The organism is Hymenobacter ginkgonis (assembly GCF_009755225.1).
GTDB lineage: Bacteria > Bacteroidota > Bacteroidia > Cytophagales > Hymenobacteraceae > Hymenobacter > Hymenobacter ginkgonis.
The window spans coordinates 1,227,033-1,243,836 of sequence record NZ_WQKZ01000001.1 but is presented as its reverse complement, the minus strand read 5'-3'; the positions used below and the strand labels follow the sequence as shown (position 1 = coordinate 1,243,836).

Annotated in this window: 12 protein-coding genes; 9 read left to right on the top strand and 3 right to left on the bottom strand. The window is 59.8% G+C overall.

What is annotated here, in order from left to right:
• Positions 1-262 precede the first annotated feature (262 nt).
• The 9 genes from GO988_RS04940 (at position 263) to GO988_RS04900 (ending at position 8,977) form a co-directional block, all read left to right on the top strand.
• The gene (locus GO988_RS04940; protein ID WP_157562387.1) at positions 263-823 is read left to right on the top strand and encodes a hypothetical protein; all 561 of its coding nucleotides are present in this window, start codon (positions 263-265) and stop codon (positions 821-823) included.
• 30 nt (positions 824-853) lie between these two features.
• Positions 854-1,516, top strand: coding sequence for a phage tail protein (locus tag GO988_RS04935; RefSeq protein WP_232341367.1), 663 nt, complete (start codon positions 854-856; stop codon positions 1,514-1,516).
• Between the two features lie 13 nt (positions 1,517-1,529).
• Positions 1,530-2,222, top strand: a complete 693-nt coding sequence (locus GO988_RS04930; RefSeq protein ID WP_317164787.1) for a phage tail protein — start codon at positions 1,530-1,532, stop codon at positions 2,220-2,222.
• Positions 2,223-2,224: 2 nt separating this feature from the next.
• Positions 2,225-2,902 carry a phage tail protein gene (locus GO988_RS04925; RefSeq protein WP_157562386.1) on the top strand — a complete coding sequence of 226 codons (678 nt, stop codon included), beginning with the start codon at positions 2,225-2,227 and terminating at the stop codon, positions 2,900-2,902.
• A 29-nt stretch (positions 2,903-2,931) separates the two neighbouring features.
• The gene (locus tag GO988_RS04920; protein WP_157562385.1) at positions 2,932-4,452 is read left to right on the top strand and encodes a T9SS type A sorting domain-containing protein; all 1,521 of its coding nucleotides are present in this window, start codon (positions 2,932-2,934) and stop codon (positions 4,450-4,452) included.
• A gap of 421 nt (positions 4,453-4,873) precedes the next feature.
• On the top strand, positions 4,874-6,799 hold the full coding sequence (locus GO988_RS04915) for a RodZ family helix-turn-helix domain-containing protein (RefSeq protein WP_157562384.1): 1,926 nt from the start codon (positions 4,874-4,876) through the stop codon (positions 6,797-6,799).
• Positions 6,800-6,892: 93 nt separating this feature from the next.
• Positions 6,893-7,378 (top strand): M15 family metallopeptidase, encoded by a 486-nt coding sequence (locus GO988_RS04910; protein WP_157562383.1) that lies wholly within the window; start codon positions 6,893-6,895, stop codon positions 7,376-7,378.
• A gap of 241 nt (positions 7,379-7,619) precedes the next feature.
• Positions 7,620-7,946, top strand: a complete 327-nt coding sequence (locus tag GO988_RS04905) for a hypothetical protein (RefSeq protein WP_157562382.1) — start codon at positions 7,620-7,622, stop codon at positions 7,944-7,946.
• A 5-nt stretch (positions 7,947-7,951) separates the two neighbouring features.
• Positions 7,952-8,977: a hypothetical protein gene (locus GO988_RS04900; protein WP_157562381.1), complete on the top strand. Its 1,026-nt coding sequence runs from the start codon at positions 7,952-7,954 to the stop codon at positions 8,975-8,977.
• 402 nt (positions 8,978-9,379) lie between these two features.
• On the opposite strand, the gene GO988_RS04895 is transcribed toward GO988_RS04900, so the two are convergent.
• The 3 genes from GO988_RS04895 to GO988_RS04885 all read right to left on the bottom strand — a co-directional run bounded on the left by GO988_RS04895 (position 9,380) and on the right by GO988_RS04885 (position 16,796).
• Positions 9,380-11,860 carry a hypothetical protein gene (locus GO988_RS04895; protein ID WP_157562380.1) on the bottom strand — a complete coding sequence of 827 codons (2,481 nt, stop codon included), beginning with the start codon at positions 11,858-11,860 and terminating at the stop codon, positions 9,380-9,382.
• Positions 11,861-12,169: 309 nt separating this feature from the next.
• Entirely contained in the window at positions 12,170-13,606 is a 1,437-nt protein-coding gene (locus GO988_RS04890) for a TolC family protein (protein ID WP_157562379.1), read from the bottom strand.
• Entirely contained in the window at positions 13,599-16,796 is a 3,198-nt protein-coding gene (locus tag GO988_RS04885; protein WP_157562378.1) for an efflux RND transporter permease subunit, read from the bottom strand. Before GO988_RS04885 ends, GO988_RS04890 begins: the two co-directional genes overlap by 8 nt.
• Between the last annotated feature and the right edge of the window lie 8 nt (positions 16,797-16,804).

Below are 16,804 nucleotides of genomic sequence, written 5' to 3'. Positions count from 1 at the left end.
ACAATAATAACCAAGGCTTGTTGTAAAAAAAACTATATTATCTCTAGAAAAGCAGGTGTTTACCTAGGGGATATGAGCAGCTTAGATGCTTATTTTTGCCGGTGTGTAGTGCGCAGCCGACGCAGGGGTAGGGGCACATTTTTTACTAAGTATTTACTTAAGTATATCGTGGTGTGTATGCCATACCTAGCAAAGGCTTTGCGCGGGCAAGCGCGTCAATCAACCACCATTTTTACTCATTCTTCACTCTCGTTTTTCTTTTATGGACCATATTTTACGATTGAAACTGCTGGCGGGACTATTGCTGGCGGCTGGCTCGGCAGCGGCCCAAACCGGCAGCGTTGGTATCGGCGTGGCGGCCCCCAATTCCTCGGCTGTGCTAGAGCTGGCGTCAGGTACGACCACGCCCAAAGGGTTCCTACCCCCCCGCATGACCAAGACCGTGCGCGATGCCATCAGTAGCCCTGCTGAAGGCTTGGTGATTTACCAGACTGACAATACCCCGGGCCTCTACCAGCGTGTCGGCAGCGTCTGGGCCTCGCTAGGCACGCTCAATACGGAAAGCATGGCCACGGCCCCCGCGCCTACAACGAATATCCCATTGGTGCCCGCCGCTACCACGTTTGTGTACTCGGATAATAACAACACTGCGGCTAACGGCACCGTGACGCTGGGCACGGGCGTTGAAGGCCAGCGGTTGGTCGTCGTCAACAACGATGCGCAGTTCCTGCCGGTGGTTTCGGCCAGCGGCACGGGCAATGTACTGCCTAAGTACGCGGCGCGATTCATTTACACCGCGAGTGGCTGGCGCCGGGAGTCGTAGGCTTTTCTCATCCTGAGCTTCGCTTTTCTTATGACATTTTCTTCTTCGGCCGGCGCCAAGGCCGGCCTGGCGGCGCGGCGCTCGCTGCTCCAGCGCTTGCATAGCTGGCTGCGGCCCGGCACGGCGGCCTCGGCCCCTCGGGCGGTTTCAATGCGCCCCCTAGGGGGAACCCCCTACGTTGGGGAGCTGGCCATTTTTGCCGGCAATTTTGCCCCTCAGGGGTGGGCGCTGTGCAATGGGCAACAGCTAGCCATCAGCGAAAACGAAACGCTGTTTCAGCTCATTGGCACTACCTACGGGGGCGATGGGGAGAATTACTTCAATCTTCCCGACCTGCAGGGCCGGGCTCCCGTTCATGCGGCGGGCGGCACGAGTATTGGACTGAGCACCTACCAAATGGGGCAGCAAACCGGGGTGGAGAGCGTGACGCTGACGGTAGCGCAGCTCCCCCCCCACACCCACCCGCTGCCGGCCAGCAGCTTGCCGGGCACTACGGCCTCACCGCTGGGGGCTGTGCCGGCCGATAACGGCGCTGGCTCGGCCCAGTACACCCTGGATAACAGCAGCATTGGCTCGCAGCCCACCCAAAACCTAGGCAGCACCGGGGGCAACCAGCCGCATGCCAACATGCAGCCTTATTTGGCCATCAACTACATTATTTCACTCTATGGGATTTTCCCATCGCAGACCTAACCGGGCACCTTGTATGACACTTTTACCAAATTCACCGGAAGCCCCGGCCTCGCGGCGCAGCTGGCTTAAGAAGCTGGGGGGGCTAGTAGCCGCCGGCTTGGTACTAGGCAAAAGCCAACCTGCCGCCGCCAGGGCTGGGCAACAAAGGGCTTCCCCACTGGGGTCGCCCTTTAATGGGGATGCTTTTATCGGCGAAATCATGCTGGTCAGCTTTAACTTCCCCCCCAAGGGGTGGGCCTTCTGCAATGGGCAACTCTTGCCTATCAACCAGAACCAGGCCCTGTTTGCGCTGCTAGGCACCACCTACGGGGGCAATGGCCAAACCACCTTTGCGCTGCCCGACCTGCGGGGCCGGGTGCCGATGTGCTTTGGCCAAGGGGCAGGGTTGACAAATCGCGATTTAGGCGAGAAGGCGGGAACCGAGACCGTGGCGCTCAGTACCGCGCAAATAGCACATACTCATAGCGTTCAGGCCAGCACAGCCACCGGCACCACGAGCGTGGCGGGTACCACGGGACCACCTAGCGTACGCAACTACCTGGCCGACAACGGCGGCGGCTCGGCCCAGTACAGCAACGCGGCCAACGTAACCATGGCCGACGCGCTGTCGCCGGTTGGTGGCGGCCAGAGTCACCTCAACATCCAGCCTGTGCTGGGCATGAATTTCGTTATTGCGCTGCAAGGCGTCTTCCCAAGCCAAAACTAGCTATGTCATCTTTTTCTCCGCTCATACGGCCGGCTGCGGGGCCGCAGCCGGCCCGCCGCAGCCTACTCAAGCGCCTTTCTGGGTTGGTGGCGGGCAGCTTTCTGGCTGGCCCCCTGCAGGCCCTTCTTGGCCGCGCTACGCCGGCCGCCGCGAATACCCTCACTGGGGGCCAAAACGTTTTCTTAGGCGAAATTATTCTGCTGGCTTGCAACTTTCCTCCCAAAGGCTATGCCTTCTGCAACGGTCAGCTGATACCCTTAAGCCAGAACACCGCCTTGTTTTCGCTGCTAGGCACCACCTACGGGGGCAATGGCCAAACCACCTTTGCACTGCCCGACCTGCGGGGCCGCCTACCCATAGGCGCCGGCCAAGGAGCCGGCCTGAGCCTGTATGATTTGGGAACTAGTGGGGGCACCGAAGCCGAGACGCTCACGGCTGACCAGCTCCCCGCTCACACGCACACTTTAGCCTACAGCACGGCCCTGGGCACGGTGGGCTCGCCCGAGGGTGCCTACCTAGCCAGCAACGCGTCGGGCCTGGCCCAATATGGCACCACCGGCACCGGCAACATGGCTCCTACTGGCAGCCCGGGCAGCGGGCAGGCGCACAGCAACATGCAGCCTTACCTGGCGCTTAACTACTGCATCGCGCTGCAAGGCATCTTCCCGCCGCGTAATTAATACTTCTTTTCTGCTCTCCATACTCCTTCATGAAGCACTTCGTACCCCTCTGCGGCCTGGCGCTGTCTACTTTACCAGCCCTGGGCCAAACGGCCCTCTCGAACCAAGGCGCGGTTATTTCCATTCAGTCGGGCGCGCAGGTAGCTGTGGTGGGCGATATAAGCATTGGCACCGGCGGCACCATCGACAACGCGGGCACGCTCACCTTCACCGGCAACTGGGATAACAGCGCCGGCTCGGGCGTGCTCACGCCGGGCACCGGCACCGTGCTGCTGCTAGGCACCGCCCAGCAGCAGCTAGGGGGTAGCAGCGCCACCACCTTTCACAGCCTCGACGTGAGCGGCGCCACTGGCCCCGTGCAACTCACGGCCAACGCCTCGGTGGGCAACAATGCGGGCACGCTTACGCTCGGTACCAAGCAGTTGCAGCTCAATGCTAAGGTGCTGACGCTGAACAACGGTGCCACTACTGCCATCAGCAGCAGCACTGGGCAGCTAGTGAGCGAGACCACGCCTACGGCTGGCTACGGGCGCTTCGTGTGGGTGATTGGAGCCGGTACGGGGACTTACGTGGTGCCCTTGGGCACGGGCACGACCAGGCTACCCGTCACGTTTGATATCAGCACGGCGGGCGCGGGTGCGGCGGGCAGCCTCGACGTCGCTACCTACCCTACCCCACCCAGCAACCAGCCCCTACCCACAGGTATTTCGGCCCTGCAAGGCGACCCCAACAAAACCCTGGACCGGTACTGGATAACGCAGGCTAGCAATTACACCATTCTACCCACTGCCACGCTCAGCTTCACGTATCAGGAAAGTGAGTGGAATACGTCGCCCAATGCCATCCTCGAAACCAACCTGCGCCTACAGCAGCGAAATGGCACCGTTTGGAGCGCCTCACAGGGCAGTGTAAACACCGGAGTTAATACCCTCACCTCCAACGCGCAAAACGGTTTCGGCGTTTTTGCAGCCACCGACCTAACGGCTCCCCTGCCGGTTGAATTAAGTGAATTTTCGGCGCAGGCCCGGGGAAGTGACGGCGTACTAGACTGGGTCACGGCTTCGGAGCGGAACAACCAAGGCTTCGATGTAGAAGCAAGCTTGGATGGGACGGCTTTTCAGAAGATAGGGTTTGTAGCGGGCTACGGCAGTTCTACTACCCCCCACAGTTACCGCTACACCGATGCAAACGCCGCGCGCCGGGGCGGCCTGCTATACTACCGGTTGCGGCAACTGGATACCGATGGCACCGCTACCTACTCCCCCGTGCGCACAGTGCATTTTGCGGGCAGTGAAGGCCCCGCTTTTGCAGCGTGGCCTAACCCCGCCCACGACGCCTACACGGTGCACCTGCGGGCCGCGCGGGCCCAAACTACTCTGGTGACCGTGCACGACGCGTTGGGCCGCCTAGTCAGCCAGTTGCCCGTGCAAGTGCAAGCTGGTGACAATCAGCTACCGGCTAGCTTTGGCCTGACGCAGCCCAGCGGCATGTATCTGCTGTCGGCAGAGTTGGATGGCCAAGTGCTGCGTACCCGCCTGGTGCGGGAATAGGGCTCCTGGTTTTGAACCTCTTGTTTAGTCACTATAGCCAAGGGGCTACTATTCCGTTGGCAGCGCCTCAAGGCCACGCTTAGACCATACTATTCAAATGGGTCCATACATATAATTCAGTGGTAGCACTGAAGCGTTGCCAACGGAATAGTAGCAGCTTTGCATAGCTGCTCACCAGCAGGCGGTTAGTGTAGTTCTCTTAAGGCTTGCTGCAGGGCTACGTCAGGCCAGGTAGCAGGTTGCTTTTTGCTTATACTACCTCTTAACTGGTCTTCCTAAGGAATCCTCGCACCCAAGCTTTATGCAAAGGTCAGCTCTACTTAAAGCTTGGGTGGTGGCCCTGCTTTTGCGCGGGTTGGGAGGATACCAAGGGCACGCACAGGCTGCTGTGCGGGCTGATACATTGGCGGCACGCGCAGCCTTGAAAGCCAACGCGCAAAGCAGCGGCGCTGCTGCCCCCCCCAAAGCCCTCCGCCCCCTACAGGATAGCCTGGAGGCTTATGACCGACAGCGCCCGCTCCGCGTGGCTGTGCTGTTTGTGCATAATGCGTTGACTGACGACCTGCGGAAAAGCGCTAAGCCCTTCGACTTTTACTTTACCCTAAAGGAGCCTTACCCGCTGGCCGCTTATCAGCATGACACCGTTGCGTTCAGGCTGAATGACGAGGCCGTGCTCTTCGTGCGCGACTTGCGCTTGGCGCTGCGGCGCTACAAGCGTCATAAAGAAGACTTACGCCTCTATATCAACGACGTACCGCTGCCGATGGTGCCGGAGCAGCTGGATACGACGCGCGCGCGAAACGTGGCCCTCGTACGCTTCCGTTTGGTTCGCAACAGCACGACGGAACCCGTCTGGCAAGGTTTTTACCGCATTGCCGACAAACTGGACCGCCATAATACCAGCTTCAATATCGGGTTGGTGGACGGGCAGCTTGGCCAAGCTTATGGACCGGTTAACTTATTGTTGATTAACCGATTTTGGCTGCGAGCGGGCTTTATTGCACTGGGGATGCTGGTGGCCGGGTGCTGGTGGCTGATTGGGCACAGCGACTTTATCCGCACGGACAGTTCGCTGCTGCTTCCTTTTGCAGAGGGGGCGCTCCCGCCCGGCAAAAGTGTTAGAATCCCCCTGAGTATCAGCAAGCTCTATCGGAAAGTACCCTTTAGCCTGGCGAAGACGCAGACGGCCTTTTGGACGCTACTCATCAGCGGGGCTTACCTGATGATTACGGTAGTAACAACCGCTTTGCCCGCTATTCCGACGGGTTTATTAGGGTTATTGGGCATCAGCGTAGCCAATGGGGTATTTAGCCAACTGCTCAATCGGTCGCAGGCAGATGCTACGGACCCCTTGACCAAGCAGAAGAGCAACGCGCAGGAAAGCCGAGGCTGGTGGGCCGATGTGCTGACCGAAAATGCCGGCGTAAGCTTAGCGCGGCTACAATTTCTGGTCTTTAACTTCATTGCCGGGCTCTACTTCGTGTACTACGTGAGTACCCGCTGGGCGTTCTACGATTTTGGCAGCGACATCCTGGCCCTGATTTCTATCAGCAGCGCGGGCTTTTTGGCCAATAAGAATTTTGAGAATAGCGCGAAGGCCAAAGACAACGACACAGACCACAAGCTTCCTTCTACTGGCAGCAACTACACCGGCGCCTCCGATATGGCGGCCGCCGCCACACGTTCGTCTTTGCCCACGGGTGGCGGCACCGCCTTTGCTACCCCCCTCCCTAGTGGCGACGACACCCTACCAGCCAGCGAGCCAACAACTGCGGCTACGTCAACGTCATCGGGCAGCGCTGCCACGCCTACTGCGCTACCGGCTACCGGGGCTACCGCCGGCCAGGTTAACCCAGGAGAAAATCAGCCGAGCCAGGAGCCGGCGGCGCTGGTAGCACCGCGCGCCAACGCCCAACTTCCCCCTACCCCCCCGGCAACCGAGCCAACGGCCGCCGAGCAGTGGTACACGCGCTTTCAGCGCTTCATGCGCGCGCCGAGGCGCTTTGACAGCAACCCCACGGGGGACATTTTTGGCAATCCGGGGCCGGCCAAAAATGGCTGCACCCTGCAAGTCGGCATTGTGGCTACCCTGCGGGGTGGCCTAGACCTACGGGCAACGGTGCGGTGCGCCCGCGAGCCGCTTCCCAGCGGCGACGTGGTCTTTTTGCTGCATCCCACTTACGAGCAGCGGGCATTGACCGTACCGCTAGATGAGGGCGAGGCCATCCTACGTTTTTTTTCGGTGGGGTGCTTTACCCTGATTGCGATGCTGGATGCGGGCGCCACCATCCTGTCCTTCGACCTGCGCGATGTGCCGGGGGCACCGAGCTCCTTTTTGGCTCGCTAGCGCTGGGCTTGAAGCAGAACTACTGGCACCTTGCATTTGAACTAAGTTGAATTAGTGCGATAAAAAACCCTTTTCACTTACTGCTTTTTTGCCATGACTACTTTTTACGAAGATGTTCTGAAGAAGCATAAGCTCTTCAACAGCCCCAAGCGCGTGGACAGCCTGGACTTGCTTGAGCCCACTTTCCGCGCGAAGGTGCAGGCCATTTTGGATGATGCGGCTTCGCACAACATCAAGCTGCTTGTCTTTGAAACCTACCGCAGCTCGGCCCGGCAGCAGCAGCTGTTTGATGAGGGCGCTTCCAAGCTTAAGCTGGTGGGGGTGCACCACTATGGCCTGGCGGCCGACATCGTGTATTCGCGGGGCGGTGAGCCGTCGTGGAAGGGCGACTTTAACTTTTTGGGGCAGTTGGCCCGCGCCCATCAGCTCATCTGGGGGGGCAACTGGGGCTATCCGCAAACGCCCCATTCCTTCGTGGACGCCGACCACGTGCAGTGGTGCACCGTGGGGCGGCAAGCCGCCTTGTTTCGGGGCGAATGGTACCCGGTGGCTGGGTACGACCCTTACCAGGAACTGTAGCAAGGACCTCCCTGGCAGTTTTAGGTGCCAGCGTGGGCTCCAGAAAGCGGGAGAATAGGCTGGCTGCTTGGCCGTAGCGCGCTCCTGCTGCACTCTCTTCTGGTTTAGATACGCTGTGCCAGTTAGCCAACAGTCGCCACTCGCCTGGGAAGCAAGCAGCTGCGCACCAAGCAGTCTTAGCCTCCAGCCTAACCACTTAACTCGCCGCGCCCACTCATCAACCACTACCTGCGAAATACCTATGGAACAGAAAACAATTATTGCTCGCCTGGCAGCTGCTGACGGGGGCACGCTTAATTGGGCGGTGTTGACTTCTGGCACTAAACCCAACACCCAGGTACACACGATGCTAGGCGACGAAACCCAGAAGGAAGTGGCGGTTCGGACGGAGGCGGATGGCACCTTGGATTTCGGGTTCGTAGTCAATGCCTTTCCGGCAACGTCTTGGAAGCTAACCCTGACGGAGCAGGGCCAGCAGGGCCCGCGATACGAACGCGAGGGCCTCACGGATAGCCAATACACAGGCCGGGACAGTGGCAAGGTCAACTTCAGTCAAAACATAAGCTAGGTCCGATGCATAAGCAACTTACGCTGGTCGTCACTGGCCTCTTCCTAGCAGCAATTTTGGCCATGCCAGTACGCGCCGCCTGGGCGCAAACCCCCTTCCGAACCGCCAAATCGGACGGGAGCATCGTTCTCAACACTGGTGGGCTGGTACAGGCAAGTCTGGAAGAAGCCTTGTTTCGAGTCGGCTACGTAGTAAACAACAAGGATAAGCACGCCGCTAAAATTCGCCAGCAAAACAACACCAAGCAGGTACACGGAGGAACGCTCTACGGGTTCGAGGTACAGGGCAGACCCAGTGATAACCTAGCCTCCTTATTTAGTAACAATAGGGTGACGGCGGGTACGCAGGCCACATTTTCGTTTGGGGTGGCCAATCTACTCAGCCACCAGCCCTCCGCAAAAGAAATACCTGGCATTGTAGCCGGCGCTGAAGCAGACACCGGGCCCACACACTTAAAAAGCCTTGATTACGACTGGCTGACGCTACAAGTAACGTACTCCCGAAACAGCTCGACCTTGTATACGCCTACTAATGCTTACGCCGACCAGTTCTCCCGGAAGGTTTTTGACGGCTACGGCGTACAGCTTGCGTACAACCTGGAATTCAAATCGAACCGGATTCCTATGCTGCTGGGGCTGGCCCCTGGCATCAAGCGGGTTAATAATATCAACGACCTGGACAAAATCCAGGTCGAAGAAACGCGCACCATTACGTCGCCGGATGGCCTTACCCAGCGCACTACCACTGTTACCCGCAGCGGCTTGCGTGGCACCTACGAGGAAACGACCCAAGCTACGCTAAACTCGGACTTTGTTTTTTATCCTTTTTTGCTGGCTGCCCCACGCAAAGCGTCCGTTGCGTTCAACGTATTCACCCGCTCCGCGCTGGGAGACAATGGGTACTTTATCCCCGGGGTTGGCGCTTTCGTGACGGCCCCAAAGGCACCCCTAAAAGTGTACGGCGGAGTGAGTATATACAGAGACAAGAACAAGGAAGCCGCCGTTGATATTGTTGCGGGATTTGGCTTTTAATCAGTAAGAGCCAGCGCACAAAAGCCCGGCTGCTTTACGTTAGCTGTGCTTCTTTGCGGTGGCCCCTGCATACCTGCCAGCCATAAGCGCTCAGCTCTTAAAGTACCGCCTGTGCTGGCTGCCTCAACTCCACTTTTTCCGGCTTTTTTGCTACCCCCACTGGTGGGGCCGAGGCCGCGCGCAGCCGGTGGCCAGCAGCTATTCGGCCAGGCTCATCTCCCTCCCCCCCCTTGCCGGGCTTGGCGGAGTTTTACCGCAGCAGCTTCCTGAGCACCCAGCAGGATTTTCTGGTGGTTTTGGCGGGCCGGCAGCACACCAGCTAAGCTGCTTACTTCTTGCTGCTTAGCGCTATACTTGCCCTCGTACCTGGGGCAGCAGCGGCGCCGGTGGCGACGACGAAGCTTACGGGTTTACTGTATTGATTTCCACGAAGTTCACGGCTGCGCGCACGGCCCTGTCGAAGGTTTGGCTTACCACGTTGGCCGCATTGCCGGCGTTTTTCTGGTTCAGCACCAGCACATTGCTGGTGCCGGTGCTGGTGAGCACGCCGTAGTTGCAATTGGTAGTGCTGTTGTCCTTGACCAGCATGCCGAGGGCTAAGGGAATGGCCAACTGGTCGTTGTAGTGCTCGGCGCCGCTCTGGTACTGCACGCCCGCCCAAATACCCGAGGGCAGCACGGCGTCGATGGTGACTTGCTGGGTGTTCGCGTTCGAGCGCACCGTGTTGCGCAAGATGTGGGCGTTGTAGCTCAGGGTGGCCACGGGCAGGGCCTGCACGTAGTCGAGCGGGTGGTAGAGGATACCGGCGCCGTTGGTGGTGTCGCCCTGGCCGTCCACCACGTTGTCGGTGAGGTAGGTGTTGTACATGGCGTTGACCTTAATGGGGCTGTCGGCGGCCGAGCCCAGGCGGGCGTAGCGGGGGGCCACGTCGATGGCGCCGCTTCGCAGGCAGGTGTTGTGGAGCACCCGCAGAAAGCGCGTGGTGCCGAAGTAAAAGAGCATGGCGCGCTTGAGGTTATGCAGGATGTTGTACTCAATATTGGCGTTGTCGAGCGTCCAGGGGCAGGTCGAATAAAAGCTGCCGGGCAGCGGAATTAAGTCCCAGGCCCGGTCGAGCGTGAGCGTGTTGCCGCTCGCCGAAAGGGCGGTGCGCACCTGCCCGCGGGCCGCGCCGCTCTGGATATGCACCGGGAAGGGCAGCGTGAGGCCCGCCACCGAAAGCAGCGTAGCCGTGGTGGCGGTGGCCAGCACTAGCGCGCCGCACAGGTTGTCGGTTTCGGCTCCGCCGGGGCGCTCAGCAATGATGCCCTCCCCGTCGTTGGCGGGGGTGCCATCTACCTTGTGGTAGGTGATGTCGAGCGTTTTGGGGTAGGCCGGCGAGTAGGTGGCTTTAAGCGTATTGCGCCGCACGGCAATGTTTACGGAGCCGCCAATGGCGAAGAAGTGATTGACTACCCCCTGCCGGTTGCCCAAGCCCCCGTCCCAGGTCATCAGGCAGTTTTGCACCACGCCCGAGCCAAAGGTAAAATCCATGGCGTCGATGGTCGAGTTGATGGTAAGCCCGTCGACAATGAAGCGCTGGCTCTTGTGGAAGGTGGCCGGCCCGCGGCGGGGCGAGGCATTCACGGCTGCGCCCTGGCTGATGGTGCCGCCCACCCAGTAGAAGCGGGTGGTGCCCTGCGCATTAAACCAGGTGCCTTCGTTCAGGGCCAGGTTGCCGCCAACTACCAGGAACTCGGTAGTACCCGCCAAAAAAAACGGGAACCACTGGTCGGCTGTGCTGGTAGAACTCGTGGCCGGGTTAGCAATCTGCGGGTTGAGGAGGGCCGCCCGCACCGTATTGCGCGAGTGCAGCACCACCCGCCCGTTGCCGCCGGTGGCGGGCATGGTTAGCAGGGCGCCCGTGGCCCATTTCAAGGCCACGTGGCTTGGGATAGCAACTTCCGTTACCAGGTACGTGCCGGCTTGCAGCTCGATTACGCCACCGGGCACGCCGTTCACCACGGCCCGGCCCGCATAGCTGAGCGCCGCCTGGAGGGCGGCGGTGTCGTCGGTGGTGCCGTTGCCGGCCACGGTGGCGGCCGGGGGTAGGCGCGCGTCGCGCACGCCGGGGCCAAGCTGGTACACGTTGCCGCCGTAGGTGTACTTGGTGGCCGAGGGGATGCGGTCGCCTACGCCGAAAAAGTCGGGGCCGGGGGGTAAGCAGGTAATGGGCTCGTCGAGCGACACGCGCTCGCCGTTGTTGGTGCCGTTGGCCACGCTCACGTGGTAGGTTTTGCCCGCTACGAGCCCCGCCGGCACGGTGTATTTGAGGTAGAGCGACGTGGGCGCGTAGGTACCCGCAGTAATAACCGTAGCCGCTACGGGCGCGGCCGTGCCATCGGTGGGGGCAAGGAAAATTTGCGGGGTTGCGGCGCCAATTTTCAGGTTGGCGCCGTGCAGTTCGTGGGTGCCGCCCACGTAAAACTCGGGGCAGTTGCTCCAGAGCGAAGTAGGGCGGTTGACGTAGAACGGGGCCGATACCTGCCCCAAATCACTAACCGTGATGCGGTAGCAGTCCAGGGCCAAGGACGCCGGCAGCTGCACCATTGTGTGGCCTTCGTAGGTGATGAAAGCTACCAGCGGCAAGGGCGTCGTTTGGGCGGGCGAAGTGAGCAGAAACTTGGCCGTATTGCTGAAGCTGCCCTGCACCTGCACCACATCGCCGGGGGCGGCCGATTCGGTGTAGTTGAACACCGTGGGCCCCTCGCGTACGGGCAGCGGGGGATTTGCCGGCGCCAGCGGCACGGCGCTGAGGCGCGTGTCACGCGTTAAGAAGCCACCGCCTATGGCTAGTTTGAGGGCCGCCAGCAGGGCACGAATGTCGGGAAGCTTAGTAGCCATAAAGGCAGGGCGTGAAGAATTCCAAAGACGAAAAGTAAGTATGCGTGCAGCAGACCCAGGCTACCCGCCGGCAAGCCCTACCCCCCTTCGGCCGCGCGGGCACCCAAAAACAGCTGGTACAGGGCGGCATCACAGCGGGCACTTTACCAGGCGAAGGTGAGGTTTTTCGGCCCGCTCTGCTGCTTCGGTCAGGGGCGAGGGGGTAGGCGCCAGCGGGCAAAAATCGTTTTAAAAAGCCCAAACCAAGCGCAACGAAAAAAGGCCCGGGCAATACAGCCCAGGCCTTTTTTCGTTGCGCCTAAGCGGCCCTTAATTCCAGCCGCCACCCAATGCCCGGTACACATTGACCGTGGCATTTAGCTGCTGCGTCTTGGTTTCGATGAGGTCAAATTTCGAGTCCAGGGCGTCGCGTTGGGTGAACAGTACTTCTGTATAATCGGCGCGCACCGATTTGAAGAGGCTGTTCGAAATCCGAACGGACTGGTTAAGCGCCTGCACTTCCTTCAATTTGGCATCGTACCCTTTCTGCAGGTTGTTGATGTTGGAAAGCTGGTTGGCTACCTCGATATACGCATTCAGCACCGTCTTTTCGTAGTTGTAAACGGCCTGCAATTGCAGGGCGTTGGCCGTGGCATACAAGGCCTTTATGCCATTGCGGTTGATGAGCGGGGCCGATAAATCGCCGGCTATTGAATACAGCATGGCGCCGGGACTAGTGAACAGCAGGCCGGGCTTGAACGCCTCAAAGCCTACCCCCGCGTCGAGGCCCAAGGAGGGGTAGAAGTTGGCGCGCGCCACCTGCACATCCAGCTTGGCGGCCACTAGGTTTTGTTCGGCCTGCCGGATATCGGGGCGGTTGCTCAGCAGCTGCGCGGGCACCCCGGCCTGCATGGCCTGCGGTACTAAGCCATTAAACGACTGGTCGTCGCGGGCCACCGGCTGCGGAAACCGACCCGATAGAAAGTTAATCCGGTTCTCGGTCTCGGTGATGCGCTGCAGAATGGCGTACTGCCGGGCAGTGGTGTTCTGCACCTGGGCCTCGAAGCGCTTGACGGCCAGCTCGGTTACCCGGGCCGATTCCTTCTCCTGCCGTACTACCGAGAGCGCATTATTCTGAATCTCAATATTCTGCCGCACAATGGCCAGCTGATTATCCAGGGCCAGCAGCTCGTAGTACGACGTGGCAATCTCGGCAATCAGGTTCGTCACCATGAAGTTTCGGCCCTCTACAGAAGCCAGGTACCGGGTAGCCGCCGACTTGCGGGCGTTGCGGAGCTTGTGCCAGATATCGACCTCCCAGCTCGCAAATGCACCCAGCTGCAAATCACCCAGCGGGTCGGGGTTGGCGCGGTCGGGCCGGATATTGATTTGCTCCTCCGTGGCACCCTGAATGGTGTAGCGGCTGGTCCGGTCGAGCGCCCCGCGGGCACCCAAACTCACCGAAGGCAGGTACTCGCCCTTGCGGGCCTGAATCTCGTTGCGGGCAATCTGGAGTTCCTGCTGCGTGATATTCAGCTCCTGGTTGCGTTGCAGGGCGCTGTCAATTAAGGCTTTTAGGTTAGAATCGGTGAAGAATTCCTGCCACCGCACCTTGGCCGTGCTGGTGGTATCCTGGGGGTTGTTGTTGTAAGTGGCAGGTAGGCTGCGGCTCACGTTGCGCACCGCTAGCTGGGGCATTTTACAGGCCGCAGCCGCTAGCGCCAGGCAGGCCGTGCCCAGGCATTGATAGAGGCGTCTCTTAAGCATAAGGCTCCATTTCTTCGAGTACAACGCGAGGCTCAACGCCTTCGCTTATCGGGTATTCGTTTTCATCCTGAATCAGCTTGCGCCCTTCGGCCATGCTGCCGAAGATGTAGTACAAGCCCGGGACGATAATTACCCCAAACACGGTGCCGAACAGCATACCGCCCAAGGCCGCCGTGCCGATGGTCCGGTTGCCGATAGCCCCGGCGCCGGTGGCCAGCACCAGCGGAATCAACCCCGCAATGAAGGCAAAGGAGGTCATCAGAATCGGGCGGAAACGGGCCTTAGCCCCGGCAATGGCCGCGTCGCGCACCGACATGCCGTGCTCGTGCTCCTGCACCGCAAACTCGACAATCAGCACGGCGTTTTTACCCAGCAAACCCACCAGCATCACGAGCCCTACCTGGGCGTAAATGTCGTTGGCCAGGCCCAGTACTTTGAGCAGCAGGAACGACCCAAAGATGCCCGCTGGTAGCGAAAGGATTACCGAGAAAGGCAACAGGAAGCTTTCGTACTGCGCCGCGAGCACGAAGTACACGAAGGCCAGCACGACGAGGAAAATCACGACGGCTTCGTTGCCGCGGCCTACCTCGTCTTTCGACAAGCCACCCCAGTCGATGTCGTAGCCGCGGGGTAGGGTTTTGGCCGCCACTTCCTGCACTGCTTTAATGGCCTCGCCGCTGCTGTAGCCCTCGGCCGCGCCGCCGCGGATGGAGGCCGTGGTGTACATGTTGTAGCGGTTAATCTCGTTCGGCCCCTGCGACTTCACAATTTTCATGAAGGCCGAGAACGGCACCATTTCGCCCTTGTCATTTTTGGCCCACATGTTTAGGATGTCTTCGGGCAAGCGGCGGTATTCGGGTGAGGCCTGCACGTACACCTTAAAGAAGCGCTGGTATTTGATGAAGCCCAACTCGTAGGTACTACCCACCATAATGCTGAGCGTGTTCATGGCGTTGCCGATGGTGATGCCTTTCTGCATCGCCAGGTCGTTGTCAATCTTCAGCTCGTACTGCGGATAATCGGCCGAGAAGAAGGTAAATAGGCCGGCTAGCTCCTTGCGCTTTTTGAGCTGGGTCATGAATTCTTCGTTCACTTTTTCTAGCGCTTTGTAGTCGCCGGTGCCGGTTTTATCCAGCAACTGGAGCTGGAAGCCGCCCGCCGCGCCGTAGCCCGGTACTGCTGGTGGCTCGAAGAATTCGATGGTCGCGCCCGGAATTTCCTGGGCTTTTTTCTCCAGCGCCGCGATGATTTTGGCTACGGGCTGGTGCTTGCGCTCGCTCCACGGCTTGAGGTCAATCAGACAGGTACCGGCGTTGGAGCCCCTACCCTCCGTGAGTACCTCGTAGCCCGCCAGGGTCGAAATATTTTCGATGCCGGGCACGTCCTTCGCCAGGGCCGAGAGGCGCTGCGCGATGGCGTTGGTGCGCTCCAGCGTCGAGCCGGGCGGCGTCTGAATAATGGCGTAAATCAGGCCCTGGTCTTCGCTCGGAATAAAGCCCGAGGGTAACTTGGCCGAGATGCCGAAGATGCCCAGTCCGAAGGCTAGCAGGAGCACCAGGGTAACCAAGCGGCGGTCCACAATCTTTTCCAGAATGTTGGTGTAGCGGCCCGTCAGCTTCTCAAAGCCCCGGTTGAAGGCGTCGAAGAAACGCTGAATAGGCGTCTTCTTCTTGGCGTGGCCGTGATTGTTTTTCAGAATCATGGCGCACAGTACCGGGGTAAGGGTAAGCGCCACCAGGCCAGAAATAACAATGGCCGTGGCCATGGTGATGGAGAACTGGCGGTAGAAAATGCCCACCGGACCGCTCATGAAGGATACTGGCACGAATACGGCCGTCATCAGGATGGTGATGGCGATAATGGCCCCGCTGATTTCGCCCAGCACCTTACGCACCGCGTTGTAGGGCGAGAGGTGTTCTTCCTCCATTTTGGCGTGCACGGCCTCGACCACCACAATGGCGTCATCGACTACGATACCAATGGAGAGCACCAATGCAAAGAGCGTAATCATGTTGATGGTCAGCCCGAACGCCTGCATGGCCATGAACGAGCCCACCAGCGACACCGGCACGGCGAGCGCCGGAATGAGCGTCGAGCGCCAGTCGCCGAGGAACAGGAATACCACCAGCGCCACCAGAATGAAGGCATCGCGCAGCGTATCGACTACGTTCTCAATCGAGGCGTCGAGGAAGTTCGACACGTCGTAGCTGATTTTGTAGTCCATGCCGGGCGGGAAGGATGTTTTCTTCATCTCCTCCAGCTTGGCTTTCACGTCCTTAATCACGTCGCTGGCGTTGCTGCCATAGGTCTGCTTCAGCACGATAGCGGCCGATGGGTCCGCGTTCAGGTTAGAGTAGATGTCGTAGAACTCGCTACCCAGCTCCACGTTGGCCACGTCTTTTAGGCGCAGCATCTCGCCGCTGGGGTTGGCCTTGAGGATGACGTTTTTATATTGCTCCACGTCGTTGAAGCGGCCCTGGTAGGTGAGCACGTATTCCAAGGCTTCGGCGCGCTGGCCATCTGAGCGGCCGATACGGCCCGGCGAGCCAATTACGCTCTGCTCGTCCAAGGACTTCATCACGTCATCCACCGAGATGTTGTAGGCCCGCATGCGGTCGGGCTTCAGCCAGATACGCATGGCGTACTGCCGGCTACCCAGGATGCTGGCCCGCCCAATGCCCCCAATGCGCTGCAACTCGGGCAGCAGGTTCACGCCGGCGAAGTTGAACAGGTACTTCATGTCGGTGTGCTTGTCCTTGCTGAACAGGTTGACGTACATCAGCATGTTCGGCACCACGCGGTTCACGATGAGGCCCTCGCGCTGCACCAGCACCGGCAGGCGGTTTACTACCTGCGCAATGCGGGTGTTCACGTTTACCACCGCCTGCTCGGGGTCGGTGCCCAGGTTGAAAACCACTTGGATGTTGGCCTCGCCGGCGCTCACGGCGTCGGAAGTCATGTATTTCATGCCCGGCACGCCGTTCACGGCCTGTTCCAGCGGAATGAGCACCGACTCGGTGAGCACCTTGGCGCTGGCGCCGGGGTAGGCGCAGCTCACCATCACGATGGGCGGCGAAATCTCCGGAAACTGAGACGTGGGCAGGGTCTTGATGGCCAGCATGCCCATAAACAGAATGACCACCGAGATAACGATGGCAAACACTGGCCGGCGAATGAATTTACTAAACATAAGCTAAG